The following is a 10,808-nucleotide window of genomic DNA, read 5'->3' on the forward strand; positions in this document are numbered from 1 at the left end:
GGGCGAATACCACGACGACCAGCAGTCGCGCTTCATCAACGAACGCGCCCACGCCAACATCCAGAAGGACGGCACCTATTCCGTGGTGCCGCGGATGTGGGGCGGCGTCACCAGCGCCAAGGAGCTGCGCGCCATCGCCGACGTGGTCGACCGCTACCAGATCCCGAGTGTGAAGGTGACCGGCGGCCAGCGCATCGATCTGCTGGGGGTGAAGAAGGAGCAGTTGCCGGAGGTGTGGCGCGACCTGAACGCCGCCGGCATGGTCTCCGGCCACGCCTATGGCAAGGCGCTGCGCACGGTGAAGACCTGCGTCGGATCGGAATGGTGCCGCTTCGGCACCCAGGATTCGACCGCCATGGGCATCGCATTGGAGCGGATGAGCTGGGGCAGCTGGACCCCGCACAAGTTCAAGATGGCGGTGTCCGGCTGCCCGCGGAACTGCGCCGAGGCGACGATCAAGGATTTCGGCGTAATCGCGGTCGACAGCGGCTGGGAGCTGCAGGTCGGCGGCAATGGCGGCATCAAGCTGCGTGGCACAGATTTCCTGTGCAAGGTCGAGACGGAGGCCGAGGTGCTGGAGTACTGCGGCGCCTTCATGCAGTTGCACCGCGAGGAGTCGCACTACCTCGAGCGCACGGCGCCCTGGATCGAACGGGTCGGCCTCGACCACATCAAGCGCCGGGTGGTCGAGGATGTGGAGTCGCGCAAGCGGCTGCATGCCCGCTTCCTGCACTCCCAGTCCTTCGCGCAGACCGACCCCTGGGCCGAACGCGCCGCCGGCGCCGACGCACACGAATTCCGCTCCCTGGCCGAGGTGGGATGATGATGCAGCTGTGGATCGATATCGGCGGGATCGAGGACATCCCGCCGATGGGGGCCCGGGTGGTGAAGAGCCCGGAGGGCGACATCGCCCTGTTCCGCACTGCCGATGACAGGGTCTTCGCCCTTTACGACCGCTGCCCGCACAAGGGCGGGCCGCTGTCGCAGGGCATCGTGCATGGCGCCAGCGTCACCTGCCCGCTGCACGCCTGGGTTATCAGCCTGGAAACCGGCGCAGTCGAAGGCCCGGACGATGGCTGCGCCCATCGCATCGCGGTCGATCTGGCCGGCGGCCGAGTCCGGCTGGGCCTGCCTGCTCCGCGTCTCGCCGCGAATGGCTGAGACCCGCACCACCTGCCCCTATTGCGGCGTCGGCTGCGGCGTCGCCGCGACGCCGGACGGGCGGGTGGCGGGCGATGCCATCCATCCCGCGAATTTCGGCCGACTGTGTTCCAAGGGCGGGGCGCTGGGCGAGACGCTGGGGCTGGACGGAAGGCTGCTCGACCCGATGATCGGCGGCCGGGCGACAGGCTGGGACGAGGCACTGGATCATGTCGCCCGCGGCTTCGCCGACACCATCGAACAGCATGGGCCGGATGCGGTCGCCTTCTATGTCTCCGGCCAGTTGCTGACCGAGGATTACTACGTCGCCAACAAGCTGATGAAGGGCTTCATCGGCTCCGGCAACATCGACACCAACTCCCGCCTCTGCATGGCCTCCTCGGTCGCCGGGCATCGCCGCGCCTTCGGCGAGGATCTGGTGCCGGGCTGCTACGAGGATTGGGAGCAGGCCGACCTCGCCATCTATGTCGGGTCCAACGCCGCCTGGTGCCACCCGATCCTGCATCGAAGGCTGCTGGCGGCACGCGAGAACCGCGGCACCCGCATCGTGGTGATCGACCCGCGCCGGACCGCGACTTGCGACGAGGCCGATCTGCACCTGGCCATCGCCCCCGGCACGGATGTGCTGCTGTTCAACGGGTTGCTGGCCCATCTGGTGCGGACGGGCGCGCTGGACCGCGGCTGGATCGCCGCCCATGCCGCCGGCTTCGAGCAGGCGGCAACCGCCGCGGCCGATGACGCGCCCGACATCGCCGCGGTCGCTGCGGGTTGTGGCCTGCCGGAGGAGGCGGTGCGGCGCTTCTACAGCTGGTTCGCCGACACCCCGGCGACGCTGACGATCTATTCCCAGGGCGTGAACCAGTCGACCCAAGGCACCGACAAGGTCAACGCCATCGTCAACTGCCACCTCGCCACCGGGCGGATCGGCCGGCCGGGCGCCGGTCCCTTCTCGGTCACAGGCCAGCCCAACGCCATGGGCGGGCGCGAGGTCGGCGGCCTGGCCAACCAGCTCGCGGCCCATATGATGATCGAGGATCCGGCGTCACGCGACCGGGTGCGCCGGTTCTGGCAAGCACCGCGCCTGACCGAAACGCCCGGCCTGAAGGCGGTCGACCTGTTCGAGGCCGTGTCGGACGGCCGGATCAAGGCGCTGTGGATCATGGCGACCAACCCCGCGGTCAGCGCGCCCGACGCCGAACGGCTGCGCCGCGGGCTGCGCAACTGCAACCTGGTTGTCGTCTCCGACGTCACCGCCGAGACCGACACCGCCCGGCTGGCCGATGTGCTGCTGCCCGCCGCCAGCTGGGGCGAGAAGGACGGCACGGTGACCAATTCCGAGCGCCGGATCTCGCGCCAGCGCGCCTTCCGCCCCCTGCCCGGCCAGGCCCGGCCGGATTGGTGGATCGTCACGCAGCTGGCCCGCCGCATGGGCTTCGCCGAAGCCTTCCCCTATGAGGATCCGGCAGCGATCTTCCGCGAACACGCCGCCCTGTCCGCCTTCGAGAACGGTGGCGAGCGGCTGTTCGACCTCGGCGCCCTGTCGGGCCTGGACCAGGCCCGGTACGACGCGCTGGAGCCGGTGCAATGGCCGGCGCCTGAGGGCCGGCGGCTGGGCACGGCCCGGCTGTTCGCCGATGGCCGCTTTCCGACGCCGGATGGCCGGGCCCGCTTCGTCGCGGTGCGGCACCGGCTGCCGGCCCATCGGCCGGACCGCGACCGGCCGATGCTGCTGAACACCGGCCGGCTGCGCGACCAGTGGCACACCATGACCCGCACCGGCGCGGTGCCGCGCCTGGCCGCCAACAGCCCGGAGCCGGCGGTCGAGCTGCACCCCGACGACGCCCGCCGCCACGGCCTGGCCGAGGGCGACCTGGCCCGGCTGCAGAGCGGCTGGGGCCGGGCGGTGGCACGGGTGCGCGTCACGCCCGACCAGCCGCCCGGCCAGGCCTTCCTGGCGATGCATTGGAACGACCGCTTCACCGCCGATTGCGTCGCCGGCAAGCTGGCCAGCCCCGCCGTCGACCCGATCTCGGGCCAGCCGGAACTCAAGCACACGCCGGTCGCGCTGCAGCGGATCGCGCTGGGCTGGGAAGGGTTCCTGATCTCCCGCCGCCGCCAGCGGCCGACCGGTCTGGTGTACTGGACCCGGCGGGCCGCCGCCGGCTGCCAGATCTACACCCTGGCCGGGCCTGAGCCGCCGGCCGACGGCATCATCCTGGGCCGGTCGCTGCTGACGCCGGCGAAAGACCGGCAGGTGATCGAATTCGCCGATGCCAGGCGTGGCCTGTTCCGCCTGGCGACCGTCGACGCCGGCGGCCTGGCCGAATGCCTGTTCGTCGCCCCGCCCGGCAAGCTGCCCGACCCGGAATGGCTGCTGGCCCGCTTCACGGCGGAAGCGCCTCAACTGGAGGAGGCCGATCGCCGGGCGCTGCTGTCGGGCCGCGCCCCGGCGGGCGCCCCGGCCGAGGGCCGCATCGTCTGCGCCTGCCTCGGCGTCGGGCTGGAGCGCATCCTGCGCACGCTGCGTGACGGTGCCGGGATCGGGGTGAAGGAGCTGGGCGCGCTGCTGGGCGCCGGCACCAATTGCGGCTCCTGCGTGCCGGAGCTGAAGGAGATCGTCGCCCATGCCGCTGCTGGCCGCTGAATAGCCATCGGCCGCATCCCCGCCGCAATCGGCCGGCAGGAAGGCCGGGCGACGGCGGACTCTCTTGCCGCATGGCGCCGCCGCGCTCCCTTGCTTTAGCTTGTTCCGGACCATGTCCCGCCCTGAATGCCCCCACCCTTCATGGCGATGATTACCCGTTCCCTGATCCTGATCGTGGCGCTGTCCCTGGCCGGCGGCACGCCGGCCCTGGCCGCCGCGGCGGAATTCCGTCCGACCGCCTGCGAATTCAAGGTGCCGGACGGCAGGGCGGCAAGCTGCGGCACCGTGACCGTGCCGGAGAACCGCGACCGGCCGGACGGCGCGTCCGTCACCCTGGCGGTCGCCATCCTGTCGACGCCCGACCAGCTCGGCGACGCGCCGCCGATCCTGTATCTCGAAGGCGGCCCCGGCGGCGCCGCCGGCCTGGATCCTGACGGCATCGGCCGCTGGTGGGACCTGATCGCCCGCAACGACTGGCTGCAGAAGCGCAAGCTGGTGCTGTACGACCAGCGCGGCATGGGCAAGTCGGTGCCGAACCTGACCTGCCCCGAGATGGTGGAGGCGCAGATCCGCGCCAACGGCCCGGATGGCGATGGCGGCACGGCGCTGGAGGCGGTGTCCGCGGCCGGCACCTGCCGCACCCGCTGGGAAGCCGACGGACATGATCTGAGCCACTACACCACCGACGACAGCACCCAGGACATCGCCGACCTGCGGCTGGCCTTGGGCATCGACAAATGGGTGCTGTACGGGTCGTCCTACGGCACCCGGCTGGCGCTCGAGACCGTCCGCCGCCATCCCGAGGGGATCGCCGCCATGATCCTGGACGGGGTCTACCCGCCCGGCACCAACCTCTACACCTCCTCGGAGGAGAACGACCCGGACGGCGACCGGTCGCTGCAGCGCGTCTTTGCCGACTGCGCCGCCGACACCGCCTGCGCCGCCGCCTATCCCGACCTGGCCGGCCGTTACCGTGTGCTGCTGGAGAAGCTGGACGACGAGCCGCCCACGGTCACGGTCGACCGGTCCGACGGCGGCGGCGAGGCGGCGCTGATGTTCACCGGCGGGCTGCTGGCGGAGGTGGTGTTCAACGACCTCTATTCCCGCGACGACGCCGCGGCACTGCCGGCCCTGATCGCCGGCATCGATGCCGACCGCGACGATGCCTATGAGGATGCGGCCAAGCAGTGGCTGGACAGCCAGCTGGACCCGACCCTCGCCAACGGCGCCTACGACCTGGCCGAATGCCTGGCGGCCGACGCCGGCGACGCCCGCACCGCCCCCGGGTCGACCTGCCCGGCCTGGCCCGCGGGCCGGCCCGACGACATCGGCAGCCAGCCGGTCGACAGCGACCTGCCGGCGCTGCTGCTGGTCGGTGGCCTCGACCCGGTCACCCCAGCGACCTGGGCGCGGGCCGCAGCCGCCCATCTGCCCAACGGCTTCCTGATCGAACGGCCGGACCAGGGCCACGGGCTGATCGGCAGCGACCGCTGCGCCGAAGGCCTGGTCGGCCAGTTCCTGGATGCACCGGACCGGCAGCCGGTGGCCGCCTGCCTGGCCGAGCCCGATCCGCTGCACTTCATCGTCAACGGCTGAAGCCGGGCCGCCCCACGGAGCTTGCGATGCGCATCACCGATATCCGCGAGAAGACGGTCTCGATCGCCTCGCCCATCGCCAACGCCTATATCGATTTCTCCAAGATGACCTGCTCGGTCGTCGCCGTGGTCACCGACGTGATCCGCGACGGCCGCCCGGTGATCGGCTACGGCTTCAACTCCAATGGCCGCTACGGTCAGGGCGCGCTGATGCGCGACCGCTTCCTGCCCCGGCTGCTGGAGGCGGCGCCGGAGACGCTGGTCGACGAAGCCCAGGGCAACCTGGATCCCTTCGCGATCTGGCGCACCCTGATGACAAACGAGAAGCCGGGCGGCCATGGCGAACGGTCGGTCGCGGTCGGCACCATCGACATGGCGGTGTGGGATGCGGTGGCGAAGATCGCGGGCCAGCCGCTGTACCGGCTGCTGGCCGACCGCTACCGCGGCGGCGTGGCCGACGACCGTGTCTGGGTCTATGCCGCCGGCGGCTATTACTATCCGGGCAAGGATCACGCCAAGCTGCAGGACGAGATGCGCAGCTATCGCGACCGCGGCTACCGCGTGGTCAAGATGAAGATCGGCGGCGCGCCGCTGGCCGAGGATCTGCGCCGCATCGAGGCGGTGCTGGAAGTGGTGGGCGAAGGCAGGTACTTGGCGGTCGACGCCAATGGCCGTTTCGACCTGGACACAGCCATCGCCTATGCCCAGGCGCTGCGGCCCTACGGCCTGTTCTGGTACGAGGAGGCGGGCGACCCGCTGGACTACGCCCTGCAGGCGGCGCTGGCGGAGCATTACGACGGGCCGATGGCGACGGGCGAGAACCTGTTCTCGCACCAGGATGCGCGCAACCTGCTGCGCCATGGCGGCATGCGGCCGGACCGGGACTTCCTGCAGTTCGACTGCGCCCTGTCCTACGGGCTGGTCGAATACCTGCGTACGCTGGAGGTGATGGCCGGGCTGGGCTGGTCGTCCCGCCGCGTCGTGCCGCATGGCGGCCACCAGATGTCGCTGAACATTGCTGCCGGGTTGCATCTCGGCGGCAATGAATCCTACCCGGACGTGTTCCAGCCCTTTGGCGGCTTCGCCGACGGCATCGCGGTCGAGGACGGCCATGTCCGCCTGCCGGACATCCCGGGCGTCGGCTTCGAGGCCAAGGCCGCGCTCTATGCCGTGATGCGCCAACTGACCGAGGATGTCGTGCCGCCCCGCTCGCAGGTCTGATCGGACGCAGCGGCCGGCGGCGAGTCGCCATTGCCGATTGAGAATTACTCTCAATTTCGCTATTGAGCAGGGATCCTCACGATCGGCCGCGGCAGGCCCAGTCCGCCCGCATCGTGCCCGAGACAGAGACCGGCATGAACCACAGCGCTTCCCTTGCTGCCGCCGACGAGACGCCGATGAGCCGCGCGGAGGCCGAGCCGCCGATGTTCGAGCTGTCGCAGATCGCCTTCGCCGTGCCAGGGCGGCAGCTGCTGCAGCCGCTCGACCTCGCCTTGGCGCCGCGCCGGGTCACCGGCCTGATCGGGCACAACGGCTCGGGCAAGTCGACACTGCTGAAGATCCTGGCGCGGCAGCAGCCGCCCAGCGCGGGCACCGCCCGGTTCGAGGGCAAGCCTTTGCGCGACTGGGCCGACCGCGCCTTCGCCCGCAAGGTCGCCTATCTGCCGCAGCAGCCCCCGGCCGCCGCCGGGCTGCTGGTGAAGGAGCTGGTGGCCCTGGGCCGCTATCCCTGGCACGGGGCGCTGGGCCGGTTCGGCGCGGCCGACCGCGCCAAGGTGGCCGAGGCGATCGAGCTGACCGACATCGCCCCCTTCGCCGACCGCCTTGTCGACACCCTGTCGGGCGGTGAGCGGCAGCGGGCCTGGCTGGCGATGCTGGTGGCGCAGGATGCGGAATGCCTGCTGCTGGACGAGCCGATCTCGGCCCTGGACGTTGCGCATCAGATCGAGGTGCTGTCGCTGGTACACCGGCTGAGCCAGAGCAAGGGCCTGGGCGTCGTCGTCGTGCTGCACGACGTCAACATGGCCGCCCGGTTCTGCGACGACATCATCGCCCTGCATTCCGGGCGGCTGATCGCCCGCGGCACGCCGGCGGCGATCCTGCGGCCCGACCGGCTGCAGGCGATCTACGGCATCCCGATGGGCGTGCTGGCCAATCCGGCGGGCGGCCCGCCGATCAGCTACGTGCAGTGACGGACCTGGCCACCGGCGCAAGGCCGGCGGCCAGGTCCACCGTCAGGACTTAGGCCGCCGCCGGCTTGCGACCGCGGCGGGCCTTCGGCGCTGCCGGCTCGGGCACCGGCGCCGGGACCGGCGCGCGGGACTTGGTGCCGAGCCCGATGGTCTTCGCCAGCGCGCTGCGCTGCTTCGCGTAGTTCGGCGCCACCATCGGATAGTCGGCCGGCAGGTCCCAGCGGTCGCGATACTCGTCCGGGGTCATGTTGTAGGCCGACTGCAGATGCCGCTTCAGCATCTTCAGTTTCTTGCCGTCTTCAAGGCAGATGAGATAGTCGGGCGTGACCGACTTCTTCACCGACACCGCCGGCTCCGGCCGCACGGCCACAGGCTCGGAAGGTTGCCCCAGTCCATTCAAGGCCTTGTAGACCTGCTCGATCAAGCCGGACAGGTCACTGGTCGCCACGCTGTTGTGCGAAACATGCGCCGCGACAATCTGTACCGTCAGCCTGCGCGCCTCTTCCTTCGTCACCACCGTCGAAACTCCCGCACCGTCAACGCTCATCAAATCTCTCCATTGAAACTCTCCCGGAATTCATAGCGCCAATTCCGCAACAGTCCAGCCCCGATCAACGAAGGTCAAGAAAAAGACGACGATCAGCATTGATCCTTGTCTGCCCGACATAGACCTTTGCGGATTTCGTCACAGCAGGAGATTTGGCAGCACTGGCACGTCCACGTCCCAGTCCTCCCAGGAGAAAGGGGCACCACATGGTCGGATATAGGAATTTTAGCCCAATACTGATGTAACAACCGGCCTGCCCTGTCTTCCGGACCGAAAGTGCGGCGGAAGCGCTAATCCGGCAGGTAATGGATGTGCGGCCGGCCGTGATGGGGCGAGCGTTCGACATGGGTGCGCACGCCGAAGACCTGGGCGATCCTGGCTTCGGTCAGCACCTCCTCCGGCATACCGGCGCAGGCGACCCGGCCGTCCTGCAGCAAGGCGATCGTGTCACAGAACATCGCGGCGAGGTTGAGGTCGTGAAGCGCCACGATGCTGGTCGCGGGCAGGCGGCGCACCAGCGACAGGATCTCCAGCTGATGCTGGACGTCGAGATGGTTGGTCGGTTCGTCCAGCAGCAGTTCGGTCGGGGTCTGGGCCAGGGCGCGGGCGATCTGCGCCCGCTGCCGCTCGCCGCCCGACAGGGTGTGCCAGGCCTGGGTCCGGCGGCCGGCCAGCCCGGTGCGGGCCAGCGCATCCTCCACCGCCGCATCGTCCCGGCCGGTCCAGGGCGACAGCGGCCCGCGATGCGGCGTGCGGCCGAGCCGGACGACGTCGAGCACGGTGACCTGCGCCTCGGTCGCCGCCTGCTGTTCGACCAGCGCGACGCGGCGGGCGATGGCGGCGCGGGACAGGCCGGCGATGTCGCCGCCATCCAGCGTGATGACGCCGCTGGCCACCCGCCGCAGGCGGCAGACCAGGCGCAGCAGGGTCGATTTGCCGGCGCCGTTCGGCCCCAGCAGCCCAAGCATCCGGCCGGGCGCCGCATCGAGGGTGATGCCGTCGACGATCATCCGGCCGCCGGCGGCCCAGCGCACGTCCCGCACAGCGATGGTCACGACGACCGCCGTGCGCGGGTGAGGATGATGGCGAAGGCCGGCGCGCCGAACAGGGCGGTGACCACGCCGATCGGCAGGATCTGCTGCGGGATGATGATGCGCGAGACGATGTCGGCCAACACCATAAACACCGCACCGACCAGCGCCGAGGCCGGCAGCAGCCTGATATGGCCGGGCCCGACCACGAAGCGCGCCGCATGCGGGATCACCAGCCCGACGAAGCCGATGGAGCCGACGATGCTGACCATGGTCGCCGTCATCGCCGCGGTGGTGCCGAACAGCACCAGCCGCACCCTTGTGACCGCGATGCCGAGCGAGGCGGCGGCGTCGGAGCCGAAGGTGAAGGCGTCGAGCGCGCGGGCGTGCAGGATGCAGATCACGAAGCCGATGGCGGCGACCGGCGCCGCGATGTGCACGTCCGGCCAGCGCACGCCGCCGAGGCTGCCGAGCAGCCAGAACATCACGCCGCGCGCCTGTTCGGCATTCGCCGAGGTGGTGACGATGTAGGAGGTCAGGGCGTTGAACAGCTGCGACCCGGCGACGCCGGCCAGGATGATGCGGTCGGTGCCGCCCCCTGCCCCGGCCGCCAGCACCGACACCAGGGCAAAGGCCAGGACCGCACCGATGAAGGCACCGCCGGACAGCGACACGGCGCCGGCGCCGAAGCCCGCGATCATCACCGCGACCGCACCGGTTGACGCGCCGGCAGAGATGCCGAGGACATAGGGTTCCGCCAGCGGGTTGCGCAACAGCGCCTGCAGGATCGCGCCCGACAGGGACAGGGCCGCACCGCAGCAGGCGGCGACGACGGCGCGGCTAAGCCGGTAATCCCAGATCACGCCTTCCTGGATCGGGCTGAGGGTGAAGCCGGTGCCCAGCAGCCGGTTGCCCAGCGCCTTGAAGGTGGTGCCCAGCGGAATCGCCATCTCGCCGATCGACACGGCTACGCCGATGGCCACGACCAGCGCGGCCAGGGACAGCAGCGCGAGCAGGACGAAGACGCCCCGCCCGCTACCGACGACCGGGTCGCGGGTCAATCCGCCAGCCCGAAGGCCTTGATCCCGTTCGCCAGCGCCTCGATGCCGTCGACCACGCGGATCCATGCTTCCATGGCCTGGACGTCCATCATGACGAAGTGCTTGTCCCGCACCGCCGGCAGCTTGCTGACCACCGGGTCGGTCGCCAGGAAGTTCAGCTTCACCGCCGGGTCGTCGGCGGCGTAGCGCCGGCGGCTCATCTCCGCGATCACGATGATGGCGGGGTCGGAGGCGGCGACTTGTTCCCAGCTCACCGACGGCCATTCCTCTTCCGTCTTGATGATGTTGCGGGCGCCGAGCGTCTGCATGATGTAGGCGGGCACGCCGTTCTTGCCGGCCATGAACCCGTCGCCCTGGACATCCTTGCTGGAGAACCAGAACACGACCGGGATGTTGCCGCCCTTAACGCCGGCCACCGCGGCGATGGCCGCGGCCTCGCGCTGCTTCAGCCGGTCGACCAGCGCGTCGCCGCGGTCGCTGACATCGAAGATCGCGGCGAGCTCATGGATCTCCTGATAGACCAGATCCATGGTGAACAGCTGCTTGCGCACGCCGTCGCCGCCGCGGGAATTGTCCT

The 10,808-nt window shown here is 70.2% G+C and carries 9 protein-coding genes and 1 pseudogene; 6 read left to right on the forward strand and 4 right to left on the reverse strand.

From position 1 onward, the window contains the following. The 6 genes from AC3XYG_RS21545 to AC3XYG_RS21570 form a co-directional block, all read left to right on the forward strand. The coding region (locus AC3XYG_RS21545; protein WP_507021936.1) for a ferredoxin-like domain-containing protein at positions 1 to 823 on the forward strand (823 nt) is incomplete at its 5' end. Positions 824 to 825: 2 nt separating this feature from the next. Continuing rightward, positions 826 to 1,161, forward strand: coding sequence for a nitrite reductase small subunit NirD (gene nirD, locus AC3XYG_RS21550; RefSeq protein WP_489141928.1), 336 nt, complete (start codon positions 826 to 828; stop codon positions 1,159 to 1,161). Continuing rightward, positions 1,154 to 3,805: a molybdopterin-dependent oxidoreductase gene (locus AC3XYG_RS21555; RefSeq protein ID WP_489141922.1), complete on the forward strand. Its 2,652-nt coding sequence runs from the start codon at positions 1,154 to 1,156 to the stop codon at positions 3,803 to 3,805. Before nirD ends, AC3XYG_RS21555 begins: the two co-directional genes overlap by 8 nt. 141 nt (positions 3,806 to 3,946) lie before the next feature. Further along, positions 3,947 to 5,401 carry an alpha/beta fold hydrolase gene (locus AC3XYG_RS21560; protein ID WP_489141923.1) on the forward strand — a complete coding sequence of 485 codons (1,455 nt, stop codon included), beginning with the start codon at positions 3,947 to 3,949 and terminating at the stop codon, positions 5,399 to 5,401. A gap of 26 nt (positions 5,402 to 5,427) precedes the next feature. Further along, positions 5,428 to 6,621 (forward strand): mandelate racemase/muconate lactonizing enzyme family protein, encoded by a 1,194-nt coding sequence (locus AC3XYG_RS21565; protein WP_489141924.1) that lies wholly within the window; start codon positions 5,428 to 5,430, stop codon positions 6,619 to 6,621. Between the two features lie 134 nt (positions 6,622 to 6,755). Beyond that, the gene (locus tag AC3XYG_RS21570) at positions 6,756 to 7,592 is read left to right on the forward strand and encodes an ATP-binding cassette domain-containing protein (protein WP_489141925.1); all 837 of its coding nucleotides are present in this window, start codon (positions 6,756 to 6,758) and stop codon (positions 7,590 to 7,592) included. A 49-nt stretch (positions 7,593 to 7,641) separates the two neighbouring features. Here AC3XYG_RS21570 and AC3XYG_RS21575 read toward each other — a convergent pair whose 3' ends face one another. From AC3XYG_RS21575 to AC3XYG_RS21590, 4 genes and pseudogenes are all read right to left on the reverse strand, one after another. Next, entirely contained in the window at positions 7,642 to 8,139 is a 498-nt protein-coding gene (locus AC3XYG_RS21575) for a Ros/MucR family transcriptional regulator (protein ID WP_489141929.1), read from the reverse strand. 290 nt (positions 8,140 to 8,429) lie between these two features. Further along, positions 8,430 to 9,176 (reverse strand): annotated as a pseudogene (locus AC3XYG_RS21580) (ABC transporter ATP-binding protein); the annotation flags it as partial. Between the two features lie 14 nt (positions 9,177 to 9,190). Next, positions 9,191 to 10,231, reverse strand: a complete 1,041-nt coding sequence (locus AC3XYG_RS21585) for a FecCD family ABC transporter permease (protein WP_489141926.1) — start codon at positions 10,229 to 10,231, stop codon at positions 9,191 to 9,193. Beyond that, positions 10,228 to 10,808 (reverse strand): ABC transporter substrate-binding protein (locus AC3XYG_RS21590; RefSeq protein ID WP_489141927.1); only part of this gene is annotated, 581 nt, incomplete at its 5' end. The genes AC3XYG_RS21585 and AC3XYG_RS21590, both read right to left, overlap by 4 nt.

The organism is Inquilinus sp. (assembly GCF_057815775.1).